The following is a 20,135-nucleotide window of genomic DNA, read 5'->3' on the forward strand; positions in this document are numbered from 1 at the left end:
TGTGGCGGTAGGCGTGGCAGGAGGTGTGGCTTTCGGCGTGGCGTTCGGCGTGGCGGTAGGCGTGGCAGGAGGCGTGGCGGTAGGCGTGGCAGGAGGCGTGGCGGTAGGCGTTACGGCACTGCGTCCAGAAACCTGGCTTATTGGCTCACCTTTGAACTTGCGAATAATTCAAAACAGTAGTTGGCTACTTCCCCGTATTACTCCGCTTCCCCTTCCTAATCTTGTCTGGCACTTGCAAAATTGGTTGCAAAATGATTGGGAAACAGGTTTACATAATACCAATGAACTACTGGCATATACCCTACAATTTATTCCCGTTGTACAAGCAGTCAATAGAGTACTTGCCAAAATCCCTTCTGACCAACTTGTTTGGACTGTTTCTCGACTGGCAGCAAATCCCTTTGATTGGAATATAGTACGTTTTACTTCGGCTTCTCTAGATGAAACCCTAAAGTCAAGGTTTGTCAGATATTTGTTTTCCTTATACTCTTTCTTGCCTCATTCTTGGCAAGAAGGTTTACAGGCTCGTCTTAACACAGACACTCGTTTAGATACTCCTGCTCGTGCTGCTGCGGCTGGTTTCTGGCATCTGCATGAAAAAGAACCAGCGAGAGCAATAAAGGCTTTTACAGTAGTGCGTTCTCTACTTTACGGTCAGGAAATGTATACCCTTGCCCAAACTCTAACAGCGTTTCAGAAAGCTCAAACATCAGCGTCTATTGCAGCTATCCAAGTTCCTCCTTTTCCACAGGAACCGCTTTTACGTCCAATTACTTGGAAAATCCTTGCTAATCTACGTCGAGTTGTTGAAGATGTTCAATTTGTTAACCGCAGCGTCTCACGTTCAGCTAGGTCTTTAGCTCTCAATCGAGCATTAGGCGAACTAACAAGCATCCTAAATCAAGCCGATACCTTGCCGCAAGCAGAGCAAGGGTTAATCATAGATATCGCTGAAACTTGGAAAGAAAGCCTTTTACAAATTGCTGGTGAAGTGGGAGAAATTTCCATCACCAAGCCTGTGGTTAATCCTTATGTTGTAGGCGACCCCGTTCAAGGTCATCTCTTTGTTGGGCGAGAAGATATGATCAGACAGTTAGAAGAACTCTGGGTAATGGGTAATCAACTCCAGTCTGTAGTTCTCTACGGTCATAGGCGTATGGGCAAAACTTCTATTCTGCTTAATGCTGCTAACTGTCTAGGCTCACAAATACACCTAGCATACGTCAACTTGCTACGTTTGGGAGATAGCCCTCAAGGTGTCGGTGAAGTGCTAATGGCAATTTGTGATGAAATTTCTCAAACTGTAAAACTTCCACCACCAGCTGACGCTGATTTACTAAATCTTCCCTACCGGACTTTTGAACGCTATTTAAAACAGGTTGAAGCACAGCTAGATGGTGGGTTAATCATCGCTTTAGACGAATTCGAGAAAATTGAAGATTTAATTGAAGCGAAAAAAATCCCTATCGACTTTATGGGTTTTCTGCGGGGTTTAGTGCAAATGAGTTCTAAAATCGCTTTTGCCTTTGCTGGTTTGCACACTTTAGAAGAGATGACAGCAGATTATTTTCAACCCTTCTTTGCCAGCGTCATTCCTATTCATGTAGGCTTTCAAGAACGTGCAGCTACTCGCCAAATTCTCGCTAACCCAGATAATGAAGACTTCCCCCTCGACTACATCCCGGAAGCTTTAGATGAAATTTATGCTTTGACACACGGTCAACCATATTTAGTGCAACTGCTGGGTTTTCAACTAGTGCGCGGCTACAATAACTTTGTTTTTGAGCAAGGGCGATCGCGTGACCCGGTTTTCACGGTCGAAGACGTGGAAGCAGTTATCAATGACCCTGAGTTTTTCAAGCGGGGACGCTACTACTTTGATGGGATTTGGGGTCAGGCGGCGCGGGGTGCTGAGGGTCAACAAGCAATTGTACAAGTGCTTGCACCTCACTCAGAAGGGCTAAGTCTGGATGCCTTAGCTCAATCTACAGGTATGAACGATGCCGATTTACAGGAAGCGCTGAATACTCTGAAGCGTCATGATGTTGTTGAGGAAACTCAGGGAAGCTGGCGGATTATGGTAGAACTTTTTCGCCGTTGGGTTTTGCAGCAGTAGATTTTTGCAGCAGTATTGGGCGAATAGAATTCGCGGCTACACAGGCAAAGTCCGCCTTCGCGGACTAATTTCAGCGATCGCATTTGTTACTTCGGGATTCGCATTTGTTACTTTAGCGATCGCATTTGCTATTTCAGCGATCGCATTTGCTATTTCAGCGATCGCATTTGCTATTTCGGCGACAGCATTTGCTATTTCGGCGAACCCATTTGCTATTTCAGCGATCGCATTTGCTATTTCGGCGATCGCATTTGCTATTTCAGCGACAGCATTTGTTATTTCGGCGATCGCATTTGCTATTCTCAGAGCTTATCTTCTCAAACTCCGAGGGTCAAGAGCATCTCTGAGCCCATCTCCGAGTAAGTTGAATGCTAACACTGTGAGAATAATCAGCACAGCCGGGGGCCAAATTAACCAAGGTTGCAGTACCAAAATGGAAGCATTGCTAGCTAGAGAAAGCATATTGCCCCAAGAGGGGTCTGGTTGTTGAATTCCCAAGCCGATGAGACTCAGTATCGCCTCTGCACCAATAAAGCTGGGAATTGCAAGAGTAGCAGAGATAACTACATAACTAGCCGTTTGCGGCAAGACGTGGCGGAGAATTATATAAAGTGGGTTTGCGCCCATCGCGCGTGATGCTTGGACAAATTCTCGCTCTTTAATTGATAGTACCTGTCCCCGAATGACCCGTGCTAAACCAGCCCAGCTAATAACCGAAGTAATTACCACAATCAGCAAAAAGCGCTGAGTACTGCTTAAACCAGGTGGTAAGACTGCTCCCAAAGTTACCAAAAGATAAATACTAGGGAAAGTCATTAGCACTTCTGCCAAGCGCATAATGACGCTATCAGTCACACCGCCGAAATAGCCCGAAATTCCACCGATGAGCAAACCGAGGGGATAGGTAATGATAATGCCAAAAATCCCAATAAACATACTGATGCGGCCGCCATGTAAGAGGCGACTAAATTGGTCGCGGCTTTGGTCATCAGTACCCAAGATATTGACTTTTGCGTCAGTTGTTGTGCCAAATAAATGCCAATTTAAGGGAATACCAGGAAAAATTGTGACTTCATCCCACTTGGGGGGTAGTGGCAAACTCATCTGCAACAATCGGTATTCTGGCCCGGAAACAAATAGACGTACAGGTGATGGCTTTTTGAAGTCTACAATGAGTTGGCGATCGCCTGTTTCTAAATTTGTGTCTCCCTGAGTTGTGGGATAAACATGGGGCCCGATAAACTGTCCTGATTGAGAAACCCAGTATATCTGAGTTGGTGGCAGCAGTGAACCATTAGGCTGTGAGGCATAAGGGTCGTAAGGAGCCACGAAATCTGCTGCAATTACTGCTATGTAGAAAATTAACAGCAAAATGGCCCCAAATTGTGCCAAAGGATTTTTCTTTAGTCGTCGCCACCAATCCATAGTAGTTAGGAGTTATAAGTTATGAGTTTATGAGTTATTAAAGTTTTATCTTAATTCATAACTCATCATTCTCAACTTCCCACTACCCACTCCTAATTTCTGTACAGACACAGATTTTTCGCGTCTCTCCTAACTCTCAACTCCCCACTCCTAACTTCTCTAAATACTTCTGCTGTTCTTGCTGTTGTTTTTCGTGTTCTACAACAAACACGTTTGAGTAGAGATTGGCAAGAATTTGTTTGCCCTGTTGTGTCAATGATAGGTAATGCAGCCCTTCTTGGATATAGGGATAGACACCATTCCAGTAAAACTTAGCGTAGTTATTCCGTAAATCGGCAGGGGTTTTATAGCCCAAAACTTTATTTACACCAGTTTCTTCAAACTCGTAAAATAAAGAAGTAATTTTCTTCAGATAACGTGGGTCGCTTAGTTGACCAATCAAATCAGCAGCCCGGACTAACCCGGCAAAGCACTTTGTATCTTGATGATCTTCTGCCGCAGGCACGGGAAATCGTGTTAGTTCAATATTGCTTTTAATTGCCTCAGCATCTATTAACTTGTGACCTCCAAAACGCTCATCAATAAAAAGCTTGGCTCTATCAACGTGATACGGCGTGAGACTGGCATCAGAAGCGCCAGGAGCTACAGAAACCATTTTGCCATTTTTACCTGTGGAATATAAGCCTACTGCCTCTTGGTCTAGTCGGCAAACTCCCTTAACGTAGCCAATATCATGGCTCACTAAAGAAATAATACAATGCAACCAGTCTTCACTGGAAACACCGCCTTCTCTGATGTGTTTGCCACGTAAGATTTCTTGCCCCACAAGGGTGACAAGAACTGTGTGTTCAACATTGTGATAAAGGGCATCGCTATTGGCAATGTTTTCCAAAGCCATGTTACCAGCCCAGGCGATAATGTCCTGATAATCATTTTTGAAGCAGCCATAAGTGCGACGGTAGCCTTCTCTAATTTCATTTACAAAGGCATCAATTAAAATTTCAGTGGCATTGAACATATCTGGTGACTCTGGTAAATATCAATTATTTATTGATTTGATTGATTTCAAAATTCCACCATCAGGATCGCCCTGGCTGGAATTTAGGGTAATGGAGTTTGCTCATTTGTAACTCACGTCTAGCTGTAGACGCTAGCTTGAACTATCCCTGGATGTACGACTTCCTGACGAGACAAAGGCTTTAAAAGAATTAGGGTTTGCGTAGATAAAAGCTTTTACTGGTTTAATAACATACATTGATAGCTCAAATTTTAATTAAATAATTCTAGATTAGCTTTATCAGTTTTTCATATATAAGCATTGGTTGACGGTGATCTAAATGGATATATTGTGTGATTTAGAGTAGCTAGATGAGATGAAATAATTTCTTGTATCATAATCTACAGAAAGGCTTCAAGTATTTGATAGCAGTAATTTTTCTTAGCAAAGAAGTTCTATTATATACGGTTAAAAATAAAAGACATTTACTATGAAATGCGTCATAGTTGATGGGAAGTAAATAAATTTCAAGTTTTCTTAAGAAAATACCAAGATTGGTATGGGTAGACAGAAAGTGGAGGTCGGACTGTGAGCGATGAAAGTGTTTCAGAAATCGAGGTGGAAGAACCTATAACCTCTGAGGATGCTAGCTTTTTGAGCAAATCAGAGCAAAAACCAACTAAGGCATGGTTGAAGCCATTATTTTTGGGTGCTGGTTTAGGAATTGCGATCGCCTTTGGTGGAATGAGTGTATTAAGTCATCTTCCATCCCGCCAACAAAGCGCGGTAGCAGCTAAAAAAATTAACCCATCAATGACAGTTACCATTGCCACAGTAGAAGCTGCCCGTGTTGTGCGTACTCTTAAAACTACTGGAACTGTTGCAGCACGTGATTTAATTCCGGTTTTACCACAGACAAACGGTTTACAAATCAAAAGTATCCCTGAAGATGTGAAAGAAGGGGTTTTTGTCAAAAAAGGTCAAGTTTTGGCGGTGTTGGATGGTTCCATACTGCAAAGCCAAATTACCCAAGCAAAGGCAGATGTCGAATCAAAACAAGCCGATGTGGAATCCAAACAAGCAGATTTGGCATCCAAGCAGGCAGATTTAGCATCAAATCAAGCCATAGTCCAGCAAAAACAAGCAGATTTAGCTCAAGCGAAGGCAAAGCTAGAAGAAGCCGCCAAAAATTATCAGCGCTATCAACAACTAGCTGATTCTGGAACCATTAGTAGGCAAGAACTTGATACTCGTTCCTACGCTGTAAAAACTGCCATACAAGTTGTGAATCTATCCCAAGAAAACCTGCGTAGTGCCCAGGCCAATATCGGCAGCGCCCAGGCTAATATTAGTAACGCTCAAGCTATTATCAACAAAGCCAAAGCTGATGTCCGCAGCAGTGCCGCTAGGGTGCAACAACTACAAACTCAATTGGAACAAACTGTAGTGCGTGCGCCGGTTTCTGGAGTCATTGCGGAGAAATTGGCCAGAGTCGGTGATGTGACTGGTGTACCGCCGCAAACGCAGGTGGGAACCGTGATTGGTGGCACACAAAAGCTATTTTCGATTATCCGAGATGAAAAGTTAGAACTTCAAGCGAAGGTTCCTGAAATTCAATTAAATCAAGTGAAAATTGGCGCATCTGTGCAAATTACTTCCGATGTCGATCAGCGCGTGCGATCGCAAGGACGAGTCAGAGAGATCCAACCACAAGTGAACGATCAAAGGCGAGAGGCTACAGTCAAAATTGACTTACCGCCAACAACTTTACTTAAACCAGGAATGTTTGCGAATGCTGCAATTACTACTAACTCAGGTATGGCGATGGTAGTGCCGCAAAAAGCAGTCCAATCTCAAGCAGATGGAAGTGTAATTGTATTCACCTTATCAAGTGGAGATATAGTTCGCAGCCAGAAAGTGGACTTAGAAAATCCTACAAACGGCGACAAAGTAGAAATCAAGAGTGGGTTGCAGTTGGGCGATCGCATTGTAGTTGATGGTGCAGGATATCTCAAAGATGGTGATAAGGTTCGAGTTGCAAATTGAAGGGAATGGGGAATGGGGAATGGGGAATGGGGAATGGGGAATGGGGAATGGGAAATGGGGAATGGGAAATGGGGAATGGGGAATGGGAGAAATAACCAATGACTAATGACGAATGACGAATGACAAATGACCAATGACAAATTCAAAATCTAAAATTTTCTCATGTCCTTTAATATCTCAGCTTGGTCGATTAAAAAACCTGTTCCTACGATAGTTTTATTTTTAATTTTGACGGTTGTGGGTTGGTTCTCCTTTTTATCCTTGGGGATTGATACTAACCCTAATATTGATGTCCCAACAGTTTCGATCAAAGTCACTCAACCAGGTGCAGGCCCAGCCGAACTAGAATCCCAAGTGACGAAAAAAATTGAAGATGCCGTCGCGGGGTTGGGCAATATCGATTTTATGATTTCCACCGTCAGCGATGGGAATTCTAAAACGACAATCAATTTTGTTTTGGGTACAGATAGCGATCGCGCCACCAATGATGTCCGCAATGCGATCGCTCAAATTCGCCAAGATTTACCCCAAGAGATCAACGATCCAATTGTGGAACGTCTGGACTTTGCTGGCGGCCCGGTGATTACTTACGCAGTTAAATCAGATAAGCGTTCTGTAGAAGAATTAAGCAATATTGTCGATCAAACCATTAGCCGCGCCTTGTTGGGAGTCCGTGGTGTCGCCCAAATTCAACGTGTGGGTGGAGTTGACCGAGAAATTCGGGTTAACCTGAATCCCAGCCGCTTACAATCTCTGGGTATCACCGCCACTCAGGTAAACGACCAAATCCGCGATTTAAACATTAACTTACCTGGCGGACGGGCCGAAGTCGGCGGTAGTGAACAAAGTATCCGCACATTAGGAAGTGCCGCTAGTGTGGATATTTTGAAAACCTACGAAATCCTCTTACCACAAGGCGGTTCTGTACCATTATCCAGTTTGGGAACTATAGAAGATAAATTTGGTGATGTGCGCCAAGCCGCCACCTTAAATAATCAACCTGTGGTAGCTTTCCAAGTGTTGCGTAGTACTGGCAGCGTTCTGGTGACAGTAGAACAAGGAGTGAAAGCAGCTGTCAAAGAACTGGAAAAAACCCTTCCCGCAGATGTCAAACTAGATTTGATTTTTACTAGAGCCGATGTTGTTCGCCAATCATACCAAAGCACCATTGATGAATTAATTCAAGCTTCGGTGCTGGCTGTCATCGTTATTTTAGTATTTTTGCGGGACTGGCGAGCAACATTAATTACGGCTGTTGCCTTACCATTGTCAATAATTCCCACCTTTGCAGTGCAGCAAGCCCTTGGTTACACCCTCAACAACATGACTTTGTTGGCATTAGCGCTGGCGGTGGGCAACTTGGTAGACGATGCCGTGGTGGAAATTGAAAACATGGAACGGCATATCGCTATGGGCAAATCAGCTTGGGATGCTGCTTTTGAATCTGCCGACGAAGTAGGATTAGCGGTAATCGCCAGTTCAGCAACGATTATTGCCGTGTTTATGCCCGTTGCTTTTATGGGTGGGATTCCGGGGCAATTTTTCCAACCATTTGGTGTTACCGTTGCCGTTTCCACAATCTTCTCAACTCTTGTCGCGCGGATGGTTACGCCGATGATGGGGGCGTATCTTTTAAAGGAAGAGGGGAGTGGAGGGTCAGGGGAGCAGGGGAGCAGGGGAGCAGGGGGAGTAGAGGGAGCAGGGGGGCAGGGGAGCAGGGGAGCAGGGGGAGTAATAAGATTGTTTAATTTCAAGTTTGCACTTCCAGGTAGAAAGCAGGGAAACAGAACACTCAGAACTGAAAATCGTCGGGGGTTTCAACCTTATAGATCGTTACTACAATGGGCGTTACGCCATAGATTGACCACAATGGCGATCGCTTTAGCTTTCTTTATTGCCAGTCTGATGCTGGTTCCTTTAATTCCCAAGGGTTTTGTTGATGATGGCGACTTTGGGATTTCCAACATATCTATAGAATTACCCCCTGGTTCGACATTAGAAGACGTTAATAAGGTAGTCACACAAGCGACTAACCTCATCCGGCAAAACCCAGTCGTTGAACGTGTATTAGCAACCGAAGAGATCAATTCTGCAAATCTGGCAATTAATCTCAAACCTAGAGAAGAACGAAATATTTCTCAAAAACAGTTTGAGGAACAAGTACGCCCTGCCTTTGAGCAAATACCAGGAGCGAGAATTAGTTTTCAAAGTCAGTCACCAGGAGATAGTCGGAAGGGTTTATCAATTGTTCTCAGAAGTGAAAATCCCGAAGCATTGAATCAAGCGGCTGATGCCCTAGAAAAGCAGATGCGATCGCTAGCAGGATTGGTAGAAGTGTCTTCGACTGCGAGTTTGGTTAAACCAGAGATTTTAGTAATTCCGAACCCACAACGGGCAGCAGATTTGGGAGTAACAGTACAAGCGATCGCTCGGACAGCTTCTCTGGCCACCATCGGCGATAATGAGGCCAACTTGGCAAAATTTAATTTAAGCGATCGGCAAATCCCCATTCGCGTACAAATCGATCCGAAAGTCCGGGCTGACATTAACACAATCACCAACCTCCAAGTCCTCAGTCAAAATGGCAAATTGATTCCCCTGGTGGCTGTTGCAGATATCCGTTTTGGTAGTGGCCCTGCAACCATCAACCGTTACGATCGCGCCCGTCAAGTTGCTGTAGAAGCCAATTTGCAAGGGATTTCTTTGGGAGAGGCGGTAGAAACAATCAATAAACTACCTGTGATGCAAAACTTACCGCCAGGGGTAGTACAGCAACCCTCCGGTAGCGCCAAAATTATGCAAGAGATTTTTGGGCGCTTTGGTGGCGCATTGGGGCTGGCATTAATGTGTATCTATGCAATTCTGGTGTTGCTGTATAACAACTTTCTCCATCCATTATCGATTATGGCGGCGTTGCCATTTTCTTTAGGCGGCGCACTGGTAGCCTTGATGGTTGCTCAAAAACCATTGGGGATATATGCCTTGATTGGTATCGTGTTGCTGTTAGGGATTGTCACCAAAAACTCGATTTTATTGGTGGACTATACAATCATCAACATACAAGAAGGCAAAACTCAGCGTCAGGCACTCGTAGAAGCTGGCGTGTCACGTCTGCGTCCGATTTTAATGACTTCTCTGGCAACGATCGCCGGTATTCTGCCCCTAGCGTTAGGAATTGGCGCAGGTTCTGAAGTTCGCCAACCAATGGGAATTGCCATTATGGGCGGTTTCACAACTTCTACTCTGCTGACACTGGTGGTAGTGCCAGTGATATTTAGCTACATAGACAACTTCCAAACTTGGATTATGGATAGATTGCGCTATGGATTTGGTAAGAAACCATCGCGTTAATAAAAATAATAAAGACGCGATAAATCCCCAATAATAAAGACGCGATAAATCGCCGTCTCTACAAGAGATTGATTGTAGAGACGGCGATTTATCGCGTCTTCTTAACTATTGCGCGATCGCATTTACCAGTGGGAATCATAACAAACAGATTCACCACAGTAAATATCCAATGGCTTACCAAAATATTACAGGCTCCCTTACCCCAGCAGATATCCAAGAAATTAAAGCAGCCTTTGCGACTATCCAAGCAAAGTTACCTTTTCTCGTTACCCTGAGTGCAGAAGAACGACGCAACTTATTTAAGATGGGCGATAAAAGACTAGCTTTCGTCAACAATAGCCTGATTGCTGCCCAATCTAACCGAGACATTTTGCCAGCCAGTTTTGATTTAGATGAATTTGTGCGGGATTACCAATTAGCCGCCAACCTCACCGAAGTTTTGATTGGATTGCGACAACTGACAGAACAGGTAGATGATACCCTAATGGCTGTCGGTAGCGAAGCAATGGGTAGTAGTTTGACAGTTTATGATTACGTCAAGACTGCTGCTAAAAAAACTCCAGGGTTAAAAACTATTGCTGAACAATTAGGCGAACGGTTTAAAGCTATTAAAAGTAAACCCGCCAAAGCTGCTGTCGATTCTTAAAGGCTTTTAAAAAAGCCTTTAGTGATGTAGCCAATACTTTGAGATCCCCCTAAATCCCCCTTAAAAAGGGGGACTTTGACTCCGGTTCCCCCCTTTTTTAAGGGGGGTTAGGGGGGATCAAAACGTTAAGTAAACCCTATTTATTGCCTTAAAAACGGTGACTTTGACTCTGGTTCCCCGCTTTCTTAAGGGGGGTTAGGGGGGATCTCGAATGACTATGCACCAAAACCCACGCAGTATTGGGTAGGGAGCATAAATACTAGAAACTATGATAAACAAACTCAATAGCAGCAATCACCATTTACCTTACAATCCAAAGCTTGTAGAAAGAGCGAAAGAACTTCGTAAAAATATGACCCCAGCAGAAAAAAAGCTGTGGAATGAATATTTGAGAAATTTTCAATATCGGGTTTTAAGACAACGACCGATTAATTATTTCATTGTTGATTTCTACTGCCCTACTTTAAAAACAGTTATTGAAATTGATGGGGATAGCCATTTTACAGATGAAGCTCAAGATTACGATCTGGAGAGAACAAATATTTTGGAAGGCTATGGTTTAAAGATTATTAGGTTTACCAATAGTCAAGTTTTAAATCACTTTGATAGTGTGTGTGAGGAGATACAGCATCTGATCCTCCCTAGCACCCCTTAAAAAGCTACCGTGTACATACACACAAGTCTTCTAGAGTTGCGCCCCAGGCTTTTGATCCCCCCAACCCCCCTTAAAAAGGGGGGCAAAAAGCTCTTAAAGTCCCCCTTCTTAAGGGGGATTTAGGGGGATCTCCAATGGCTATGCACCTTAACCGAATCATATTGAGAGTATCTTGATTTACAAAACGAGATGTATATTTTGGTTAATGAACCTCAAAGCATCGTCGATGAACCTCAAAGCATCGTCGATGAACCTCAAAGCATCATCGATGAACCTCAAAGCTTCGCCGATGAACCTCAAAGCATCGTCGCTGAACCTCAAAGCATCGTCGCTGAACCTCAAAGCATCATCGGTGAACCTCAAAGCTTCGTCGGTGAACCTCAAAGCTTCGTCGGTGAACCTCAAAGCTTCGTTAATGAGTCTTTAATACTCGTCCACAAGCATTAGAGGCTCTAAATCAGGAATTAGGAATTGCAAGCTTGGTATTATACCCATACCCGCGTGTAATCTGCCGCCTTGCCCTGATTTATGCTCATAACTCCCCACCACACTAACAAGATCTCCGTCTTTTTCCTTTTCTGTTTCACCCTACTCCTAACTCTCTTCCTCTCCCTCCCTTGGGTAAACGCCAAAGAAACCCCTAAACCCAAACCCCAAGATTGGCAGATTAACGGTATATTAGCAGCCCTTGATGATGGACACGACCAAGTTAAGGGATATGCTTTTAACCAATTATTATTTGGATATGACCTGCAAAATTTAAAAACTCTAGAACAGAAACCAGATGAAATTGCTAAGAAAGCTGTCCAAATCCTCAAAGATAAATCTGTTGAGTCAAATGTTCGTGCCAGTGCAGCTTCTACATTGGGAAATCTAGGGGAGGCTACCAAACCCTACATCAAAGATATTATAGCTATCATCCAAGATAAATCTGTTGAGTCAAACGTTCGTGCCAATGCAGCTTTTACATTGGGAAATCTGGGTGAGACTACCAAACCCTACGTCAAAGATATTGCAGCTATCCTCCAAGATAAAACTGTAGAAGTTACGGTTCGTGCAGGTGCAGCTTTAGCATTAGGTAACCTAGGAGATACAGGCAAACCCTATGTTAAAGATATGGTTCATCTTCTCAAGGATCAAGCCGTTGATTATGATACGGGTTTCAACGTGATCTTGGCATTAGGTAGTCTGGGAGAACCTGCCAAACCCTATGTTAAAGATATAATCGACTTCCTTAAGAATAAAAACACCTACTCTTCTAGCATTTATATTTCTTATTCCGGTAGTAGATTCTCCCCACTAGAAAATCTAGGAGATGCAGCCCAACCCTATCTGAAAGACCTAGCTGATATCCTGACCAATAAAACAGCTGATGCTGAAGTTCACGATCGCGCATTCATAGCATTTGGATATTTTGGACGAGCTACTCAACCATACATTAGAGATATACTCAACCTTCTCAAAGATGAATCGGTTGACTCCAGTATTCGTTCCAGAATAGCTTCTATTTTTTATTACTTAGGAGATGCAGCGAAACCGTACGTCAAAGATATTTTTGACATATTCAAGGATAAAACAGTTAATCCTGAAAGTCGTTACAGCGCAGCTTCTATCTTGGGTCAATTAGGAGATGCAGCGAAACCTTACGCTCAAGATATTTTTGAAATCTTCAAGGATAAAACAACTACGCCTGAAATTCGTTCCAGCGCAGCTTCTATTTTGATTAATTTGGGAGATGCAGCGAAACCGTACGTCAAAGATATTTTTGACATATTCAAGGATAAAACGACTACGCCTGAAGTTCGTTCTAGTGCAGTTCAGATATTAGGTAAATTAGGGGATGCAGCAGAACCCTATATTAAAGATATTGCTGCCATCTTGAAGGATAAAACCGTTGAGATTTCAATGCGTTCCAGCGCATCTGAGGCATTAGGGAATTTAGGTTATCATGCTCAACCCTATATTCAGGAAATACTTGGCTTCATCCAAGAAAAAAACGTTGGCAATCAGACTGACCCTGAGAATACTTATAAATCAAACGCAATATATGCCTTACGTAATTTAGGAAAAGTTGCTCAACCTTATATCAAAGATATTATTAACATCATTAAGGATAAATCTTTTGACACTTCACTGCGTTATAGCTTGGCAAGTGTTTCAGGAGAAATAGAACAATTAAATTTAAGTAATGTTGTTGTTATTTTGGATAACGTTTATTACGTAGGACAATCAGATGCAGAACAGTGGCGTTTCTTAACTTATTTTCTAGGTGGTGGGACTGAGGAAGTTAAGTTACTGCTCAAATGGCTAGGCAGACCGAAAGCAATTCCTGATAAGCTCACATACGCTGAAGGTGTCAAAACACTAGAAGTATTCCGCAACGCTTGGAAACCCAGCGAAGACTTAGCACGATTACGGGAAGACTTAGCCAAGCAAATTGCAGTAGTCGCCAGAAAAGTTTCTTGGCAACCCCAAGATATTGTAATTTTAGAAACTCACTACCACAACCTCAAAAAAGCAGGATACAACGAAGCTGACTCACTGGAATCAGTCATAGTTAACCTTAAGGGTTGGCAGTGGTTTTTCAACGCCAGAATAACTATCATCTCTCACGCCGCTTTCTGGCTAGCCCTGATCTTTGCCTACCCCAAATTTCCCCAAATCCAAGCCATCTTCTTCTGGAACCCTTGGGTACGCCGCATTCTCGGCGTGGGCTATGTCGGCTTTCTCCTCACCTGGTTTTCCCCCTTCCGCCGCAAATTATTTGAACCCTTCAAACCTTCCCTATTAGCCGATGCCGGCTTAGATAATTTTTATGACCAATCATACTTCCCAGAATCAAAAGTCAAAGTCCCCACATCAGGAGACATCCTCCCAATTACCGCAGCCTTACCCAGCATTCAAGGACAAATTATCTTAGAAGGAGATTCCGGCTTAGGCAAGTCGATGTTTCTCCGTCATCTGTTGCAAAACTCCCAGCGCATCGTCGTTTACCTCCCCGCCCAGAAATGTCATAAAGGCGTAATTGAAGCCATCCAAGACAAGCTACACGGCCAAGCCCAAGATGCCGACTTCCTGAAAAACCTGATATACAGTGGCGCGATAGATATCTGCATCGATGGACTCAACGAAGTCACCGCCGAAACACGGGCAAAAATCTGCCAGTTTGTCGAAAGCTATTTCCGGGGCAACATTATTATGACAACCCAGCCCCTAGAGTGGACACCCCCCTCAACAGCCAAAACTTACTACTTGCAGCCCCTTGAACAACAACAAATTCAAGAGTTTTTGATCTCCCGTCAGCCGCGACTCCCCAAAGATGCCAAAATTCAAGGTGCTGATTACACCCAAGCTTGCACCAATTATTTAACAGAAGTCCTCAATCACCAGCAAGCCAAAGAAGAGTTAGATGCTGTCCGCCGAATTCTTTCCAATCCAATGGATCTAACAGTGATAGCGCTGATGTTATCACAAGGTAAACAGCCAAACTTGTTTCGCCTGCAAGAACAGCAATACAATTTAATGGCGGCAGAATACCAGCAAGAATGGAAACAAGAATTTCCCCTCAAAAGATTCTCAGCCGCCGTCTACCAAATGCGACTCGAAGACAAACAAGCCTTACCCGCCGATGAATTTCACCAAGTTGCCATGTCTTTAGAAGACGATAAATACAAAATGGTAGTCAGCCGTCAGTGGCAAGATGAAAAAGGCGAAGCGAAGAAAGAATGGTACTTCCGCCACGATAAAATCATGGATTTCTTTTTGGTGCAAAACTTTCTCGGCGAAACTGATACCGCCGAAGAACTATTAGTTGATAGAATGGGCGATCCGCGTTTTCGTGGTGTTTATTTCTTGCTAGCAACGTTGCTTCCTTTAGATGCAGCCAAAGAACTGCGAGAAAAATTGATTCAATACGCGGCGGATACTAAAGACAATACGGTGAGTAATACCTTTGTGCAGTTGTTACGGACTAGATAAGTGGGCATTGGGCATGATTATTTTCTTTATGTTTTAGAGGATGTTTGAAAAGTTATTAGTGATGTATCAAATCCTTTTAGATCCCCCTAAATCCCCCTTAAAAAGGGGGACTTTGAGAGCTTTTTGCCCCCTTTTTTAAGGGGGGTTGGGGGGATCTAAAGCTTATGGGGCAAATCTCAAAGACTTGTGTGTACACCGTAGCTTTTTAAGGGGAGTTAGGGGGGATCAATAAGTGTCTAAAATCACAGCCAAATACTTTTTAAACAACCTCTGAAGCAAAGTTGCATAGCACCACAAAGTTAACTTAGGGGATAATCATAACCGATCACTCATGTTCTATTGCGATCGCTCTTGGGGCATCGCCAACAATTGCCAGTTGCACTGTAAATGTGGAACCTTCATATAATTTACTTTTTACAGAAATAGATCCCCCACAGCGCAGCAGCAATTGCTGTACTATTGTTAACCCCAAGCCAGCACCAGCATAATCTTCTGTAGCTGATGTACGCACACGATAAAATCGCTCAAATATTTTCGAAATCTCGCTTTCGGCAATACCAATACCTGTATCGCGGAATTCTAATTGGACATAATCGCCTTGAAGACGGGCACGCACCCATACTTCACCCCCATTAGGAGTAAACTTAATGCTGTTGTGCAGCAGATTAATTACAATCTGCCTCAGCCCACCACTCACACACCAAATAGATGGGAGTTCAGTGGGTACAGTGTAGGCTAGCATAATCCCTTTTTCTTGGGCTAAAGGTTGGTACGTACTCACTACTCCAGGTACAATCTCTGAGAGCCGCACCGACTCCAAAACCATCCCCTCCAAATTACGTTCTAGTTGCACCAGTTCCAACAAACCTGTAATTAGAGAATTTTGTTGATCGCACTGGGTATTTAACATCTGTAAATAACGTTGTCGCTGTGTAGGTTTGAGATTAGGAGAATTCAATAACGAAAGTGCTGTTTTTATATGCGTCAGGGGTATACGCAGTTCCTGACAGAGATTTTTCAGATATTCATCTTGAAATTGTTCTTTGTTGTGCAATTCTTGATTTATCTGCTGCAACTTGGTAGTGCGAGCTGTGATGATTTGGCGATTAATTTCATCCTGTCGCAGGAGTTGTTTTGTAAACAGTTGACTCATCGTTGCCGCTTCCGGCATCGTTGGACAAATAAAATCAGCAGGTACAATTGGCGATGAATCTGGCACGTAGACACCTGGCAGATGGTCGTTAGATATCGCTTTTTGGATACCATTTAATACTTGCTGGATTACTCTCCCCTCAACAGTAGTGATAATCAGCAATGGCTGATTTTTATTAGTATTTACCTTCCCCAATATCTGATTTTTGCGTTTTTTAAGTGGTCGATGAGCCAAAATTAAACTACAAAACTGGGGCGATAACACCATCAAAAAGTTTTCCCGTCGCAGTTGACTATCTGGTGGCAGGTGAACGGTGACATGATGAGCAGATGAGAAAGATGAGGAATTATTTTCTTCCCCTGCTTCATCATCTTCCCCCGCTCCCCCTTTTCTATTCTCGTCAATCTGGCAAGTATAAATAATACTAGACGCACCCACTGAGGATTGGTAACGCGCTAATTCTGATTGCCAAATTTTTTCTGGTGGTAGCTTCACCCATAAAGTGGCTGCAATTTGCTGCTCAATTAGTAAGTCAATTTGCGCTCTCACCAGTGATAGCAGAGTCGCAGGACTGAGAGACAATGGTTTTGGAGGCACTTGCACTCCCATAACCAGTTGATAAACAGACAGATCCTTAGTCAGAGAAACATTCATGAGTCAAGCACAAAAAGGATGAAGCAAGAAATAATTCTGTCTCGATTTTCACCTTTATGTGTCCATCTTTTACAAAATCCCCACGGAAAGAAACATTAAATATCAAAAACTACACCCATAAGGGGCAGGGAATGGGGGCAGGGGGCAGGGGAGACAAGGGGACAAGGAGACAAGGGGACAAGGGGACAAGAGGTGAGAACTTGAAACAAGTCTTTCCCCTTGTCCCCAATTCTCCTTGTCCCCAAGTCGTCTTGCCCATCCCCATGCCCAAATAAATTAAGCTTGGCTATTAAATCTTTGCTGTAAAGCGTCGCGTGCGTGTTCTCGGTCGTCAAAATGGATTTTTTCGGTGCCGAGAATTTGGTAGTCTTCGTGACCTTTACCAGCAAGCAGCACTCCATCACCTGGTTGTGCTTGTAAAATAGCAGTACGAATCGCAGTAGCCCGATCGCAAATTACCATTGGTTTTACTGTTTGGGCAATTCCCGCCAAAACGTCTTCTAAAATCCGTTCTGGGTTTTCTGTGCGGGGATTATCTGATGTCACCACTGCCACATCAGCTAATTCAGCAGCAATTCTACCCATAATTGGGCGCTTGGTGCGATCGCGATCGCCGCCACAACCAAACACGCAAATTACCTTCCCAGGTATAAATGGACGTGCAGCTTTCAGCAAGTTTTCCAAGCTATCAGGTGTGTGGGCATAATCCACAATTACGCTAATATCCTGGTCAGAATTAATCTGTACCCGTTCCATTCGTCCGGGAACTCCGGGAAACTCAGGTATTACAGATGCCACTAACTGCAAATCTAGCCCTAAGTGTAAAACTGCTCCTACGGCTGCGAGAAGATTTTCTAAATTATATTGTCCGACTAGTGGCGATCGAAAAGCTACATCACCTTTTGGTGTATGTAATGTCCCACTGACACCATTCGGCTCGTAACTTAAATCACTCATCCATAAATCAGCACTGTTGTCGTTGACGCTGTAACTCCAAACCCGTTCGGAATCTAACGAGGCAATTAACCGCTTTCCGTAGGAATCATCAGCATTAATTATTGCCCGTCCCTTGAGATAATCAGGGCTAAACAACAACGCTTTAGCGGCAAAGTAATCTTCCATGTCGCGGTGATAGTCGAGATGGTCTTGAGTAAGATTACTGAACACCGCTACCTCAAATTGACAGCCCAACACTCTACCTTGAGCCAACGCGTGAGAACTTACTTCCATCACTCCGAACTCACTACCAGCATTTACAGCCTCTGCTAGTTGCTGTTGTAGTTCCACTGCAAAGGGAGTAGTGTGGGCAGCAGTTTGCTCAAAACCTGCCCAACGAGTGTAGAGAGTTCCCATCAAAGCTGTGGCGAGATTAGCTTTGATTAAGAGAAATTCAATAATATGGGTAGTTGTAGTTTTGCCATTGGTACCAGTCACGCCTACCAGCTTGAGTTTTTGCCCTGGATAACCATAAAAAGCACTAGCTATCTGGGCACAAGCTTGAGTTATATTACTTGCACTGATGACCACAGCCTCATTTGTAGGGGGATTTTTTTGTGCAGCTTCAGGAGAAACGATCGCAGCTACAGCCCCCGATGCGATCGCACTTTGCCAAAATTCCCCACCATCAACCCGCGTTCCTGGCATCCCAATAAACAAATCTCCCACACCACAAGCATGGGAATTGGTCTTCAAACCCCTAACTTCCACATCCTCCAAAGTCGGATGGCTAGCCAATTGTTCAACACTGTCTACCGCCGTTAGTAATTCCCGCAATTTCATGTTGTGAACCTCGTCACATTCTTAATCTTGCGCTTATTCTGCATTATTTTTTTCTAATTGGCTAAATACTTACGCAACATTTGCTCCAACTGTTGCACACTAGCACGAGGAGAAGGACGCGGCAATGGTTTTTCCTCTGTGTCCTCTGCGCCTCTGTGGTTCGATAAATAAAGTACTGGCACTTCATACTCATACGCAGCAAACCAATCTTCACGAGTCGTAATATCCCTAATTTCCAACTCGAAACTGAGATTTTGGATTTTTTCTAGCTTTTCTTGCAAGCCTTCACATAAATGACAGCCGGGTTTACTGTATAAAATTAACCGCATTTCAGTTGGGGTAAGAAGTTATAAGTTTAGAATAACGTAGACGTTTCGGCTTGCCGCAGGCTACCGCGAAGGCGCGAAGGGCGCAAAGGAAGAGAGATGAGAAGAGAAGGGTTTAATGTGGGTGAGTATGTTGATCTTATGGCGTTGTTGTTGGATCTAGAAATAAGAGATGAGTATCGGGATGGGGTAATAGCAAATTTTGAGAGAATTAGTGCGATCGCAAATATTGTAAATTCTTTCCCTTTACCAGAGGAAATTGAAGTTGCACCAGTTTTTGAACCATAAAAGCTATTTTAATGTTTAAGCAATTTTGCTGAGTTTGCAATATAACCAACAATACTAAGATATAGCCGACTATACCTTGGAAAAATCAGATGAATAATTTCAATACTGTTATTTCATTGAAGTCTGCGGGTGTCGGTAGATTGTTGGTGCGGTTACTTTGGGTGCTGCTAGGATTTGGTGTTGCTTCTACGGTATTGTCTTTGTTGCAAGTAATAGCAAAGCCACTTTATGGGCTACTTGCTTCTCTAGATGCACTGCTATCAATAGTGACATTACTTTTTAGTTTAATTTCAATCATTGTTTTTATGATTTGGCTATATCGTCTCCATGCCGATTTAAAGGATATTTTCAAGGAATATCCGATTACGCCAGTAGGTGCGATCGCGCGATTTTTAATTCCTATATATAGCCTTTGGGGAATAGCCAACACGTTATCTACTTTTGCTGATCGATTTAAAGGTGAAGGTGAGGATTTAACACGTTTAAGTGAACAAGTGCGATCGTTAATCGGGCCGCTATATGGTTGTATGATTGGGTCAAATCTTGTGAATCGGCTCGCTTTTACAGAAGCTGTTAAAAATCCCGAAGATAAATTTCTGCCCTTTTGGTTTTTATTCTCTTGTATTTTAGATTTAGGTCTTACGGCTATTTTGCTACAACTAGCAAAAACTATGCGGACTGCTATTACTCAAAAAGCTAAAAGTGCTATCTCCTAATATTC

15 protein-coding genes are annotated in these 20,135 nt (G+C 43.4%); 10 read left to right on the forward strand and 5 right to left on the reverse strand.

Annotated elements, in window-relative coordinates:
• Positions 1-2,116 (forward strand): AAA family ATPase (locus tag IQ274_RS10875; protein WP_228058139.1); only part of this gene is annotated, 2,116 nt, incomplete at its 5' end.
• A 125-nt stretch (positions 2,117-2,241) separates the two neighbouring features.
• The gene (locus tag IQ274_RS10880; protein ID WP_194142253.1) at positions 2,242-2,463 is read left to right on the forward strand and encodes a hypothetical protein; all 222 of its coding nucleotides are present in this window, start codon (positions 2,242-2,244) and stop codon (positions 2,461-2,463) included.
• On the opposite strand, the gene IQ274_RS10885 is transcribed toward IQ274_RS10880, so the two are convergent.
• Together IQ274_RS10885 and IQ274_RS10890 are read right to left on the reverse strand one after the other, a co-directional pair.
• Positions 2,426-3,541: an ABC transporter permease gene (locus IQ274_RS10885; RefSeq protein WP_194142254.1), complete on the reverse strand. Its 1,116-nt coding sequence runs from the start codon at positions 3,539-3,541 to the stop codon at positions 2,426-2,428. The genes IQ274_RS10880 and IQ274_RS10885 overlap by 38 nt on opposite strands.
• Before the next feature lie 136 nt (positions 3,542-3,677).
• Positions 3,678-4,559 (reverse strand): Npun_R2479 family HD domain-containing metalloprotein, encoded by an 882-nt coding sequence (locus tag IQ274_RS10890; protein WP_012409034.1) that lies wholly within the window; start codon positions 4,557-4,559, stop codon positions 3,678-3,680.
• Between the two features lie 567 nt (positions 4,560-5,126).
• Here IQ274_RS10890 and IQ274_RS10895 point away from each other — a divergent pair.
• The 6 genes from IQ274_RS10895 (at position 5,127) to IQ274_RS10920 (ending at position 15,214) form a co-directional block, all read left to right on the forward strand.
• Entirely contained in the window at positions 5,127-6,584 is a 1,458-nt protein-coding gene (locus IQ274_RS10895; protein ID WP_194142255.1) for an efflux RND transporter periplasmic adaptor subunit, read from the forward strand.
• A gap of 162 nt (positions 6,585-6,746) precedes the next feature.
• A complete protein-coding gene (locus tag IQ274_RS10900) occupies positions 6,747-9,935 on the forward strand; it encodes an efflux RND transporter permease subunit (protein WP_194142256.1) in 3,189 nt (1,062 codons plus the stop codon).
• A gap of 169 nt (positions 9,936-10,104) precedes the next feature.
• Complete coding sequence (locus IQ274_RS10905; protein WP_194142257.1) at positions 10,105-10,581, forward strand: hypothetical protein; 477 nt, start codon at positions 10,105-10,107, stop codon at positions 10,579-10,581.
• Positions 10,582-10,849: 268 nt separating this feature from the next.
• The gene (locus tag IQ274_RS10910) at positions 10,850-11,236 is read left to right on the forward strand and encodes an endonuclease domain-containing protein (protein WP_194142258.1); all 387 of its coding nucleotides are present in this window, start codon (positions 10,850-10,852) and stop codon (positions 11,234-11,236) included.
• A gap of 198 nt (positions 11,237-11,434) precedes the next feature.
• Complete coding sequence (locus tag IQ274_RS10915; protein ID WP_194142259.1) at positions 11,435-11,683, forward strand: hypothetical protein; 249 nt, start codon at positions 11,435-11,437, stop codon at positions 11,681-11,683.
• Positions 11,684-11,764: 81 nt separating this feature from the next.
• On the forward strand, positions 11,765-15,214 hold the full coding sequence (locus IQ274_RS10920) for a HEAT repeat domain-containing protein (RefSeq protein WP_194142260.1): 3,450 nt from the start codon (positions 11,765-11,767) through the stop codon (positions 15,212-15,214).
• Positions 15,215-15,539: 325 nt separating this feature from the next.
• Here the strand turns inward: IQ274_RS10920 and IQ274_RS10925 are convergent, their stop codons facing one another.
• The 3 genes from IQ274_RS10925 to IQ274_RS10935 all read right to left on the reverse strand — a co-directional run bounded on the left by IQ274_RS10925 (position 15,540) and on the right by IQ274_RS10935 (position 19,129).
• Positions 15,540-17,021 (reverse strand): DICT sensory domain-containing protein, encoded by a 1,482-nt coding sequence (locus tag IQ274_RS10925; RefSeq protein ID WP_194142261.1) that lies wholly within the window; start codon positions 17,019-17,021, stop codon positions 15,540-15,542.
• 276 nt (positions 17,022-17,297) lie between these two features.
• Positions 17,298-18,800, reverse strand: coding sequence for a UDP-N-acetylmuramoyl-L-alanyl-D-glutamate--2,6-diaminopimelate ligase (locus IQ274_RS10930; RefSeq protein ID WP_163935011.1), 1,503 nt, complete (start codon positions 18,798-18,800; stop codon positions 17,298-17,300).
• A gap of 53 nt (positions 18,801-18,853) precedes the next feature.
• Positions 18,854-19,129 (reverse strand): glutaredoxin family protein, encoded by a 276-nt coding sequence (locus tag IQ274_RS10935; protein ID WP_163935008.1) that lies wholly within the window; start codon positions 19,127-19,129, stop codon positions 18,854-18,856.
• 96 nt (positions 19,130-19,225) lie between these two features.
• Between IQ274_RS10935 and IQ274_RS10940 the strand changes: the two genes are divergently transcribed.
• Together IQ274_RS10940 and IQ274_RS10945 are read left to right on the forward strand one after the other, a co-directional pair.
• Positions 19,226-19,414, forward strand: a complete 189-nt coding sequence (locus IQ274_RS10940; protein ID WP_194142262.1) for a DUF4089 domain-containing protein — start codon at positions 19,226-19,228, stop codon at positions 19,412-19,414.
• Positions 19,415-19,503: 89 nt separating this feature from the next.
• Complete coding sequence (locus tag IQ274_RS10945; RefSeq protein ID WP_194142263.1) at positions 19,504-20,130, forward strand: DUF4328 domain-containing protein; 627 nt, start codon at positions 19,504-19,506, stop codon at positions 20,128-20,130.
• Positions 20,131-20,135 lie beyond the last annotated feature (5 nt).

Source organism: Nostoc sp. LEGE 12447 (assembly GCF_015206985.1).
Taxonomy (GTDB): domain Bacteria; phylum Cyanobacteriota; class Cyanobacteriia; order Cyanobacteriales; family Nostocaceae; genus Nostoc.

Coding starts and splice junctions, on each gene's coding strand:
- IQ274_RS10930 (WP_163935011.1), bottom strand. CDS start 18,800: ATGAAATTGCGGGAATTACTAACGGCGGTAGACAGTGTTGAACAATTG.
- IQ274_RS10905 (WP_194142257.1), top strand. CDS start 10,105: ATGGCTTACCAAAATATTACAGGCTCCCTTACCCCAGCAGATATCCAA.
- IQ274_RS10940 (WP_194142262.1), top strand. CDS start 19,226: ATGAGAAGAGAAGGGTTTAATGTGGGTGAGTATGTTGATCTTATGGCG.
- IQ274_RS10945 (WP_194142263.1), top strand. CDS start 19,504: ATGAATAATTTCAATACTGTTATTTCATTGAAGTCTGCGGGTGTCGGT.
- IQ274_RS10935 (WP_163935008.1), bottom strand. CDS start 19,129: ATGCGGTTAATTTTATACAGTAAACCCGGCTGTCATTTATGTGAAGGC.
- IQ274_RS10900 (WP_194142256.1), top strand. CDS start 6,747: ATGTCCTTTAATATCTCAGCTTGGTCGATTAAAAAACCTGTTCCTACG.
- IQ274_RS10890 (WP_012409034.1), bottom strand. CDS start 4,559: ATGTTCAATGCCACTGAAATTTTAATTGATGCCTTTGTAAATGAAATT.
- IQ274_RS10910 (WP_194142258.1), top strand. CDS start 10,850: ATGATAAACAAACTCAATAGCAGCAATCACCATTTACCTTACAATCCA.
- IQ274_RS10920 (WP_194142260.1), top strand. CDS start 11,765: ATGCTCATAACTCCCCACCACACTAACAAGATCTCCGTCTTTTTCCTT.
- IQ274_RS10925 (WP_194142261.1), bottom strand. CDS start 17,021: ATGAATGTTTCTCTGACTAAGGATCTGTCTGTTTATCAACTGGTTATG.
- IQ274_RS10885 (WP_194142254.1), bottom strand. CDS start 3,541: ATGGATTGGTGGCGACGACTAAAGAAAAATCCTTTGGCACAATTTGGG.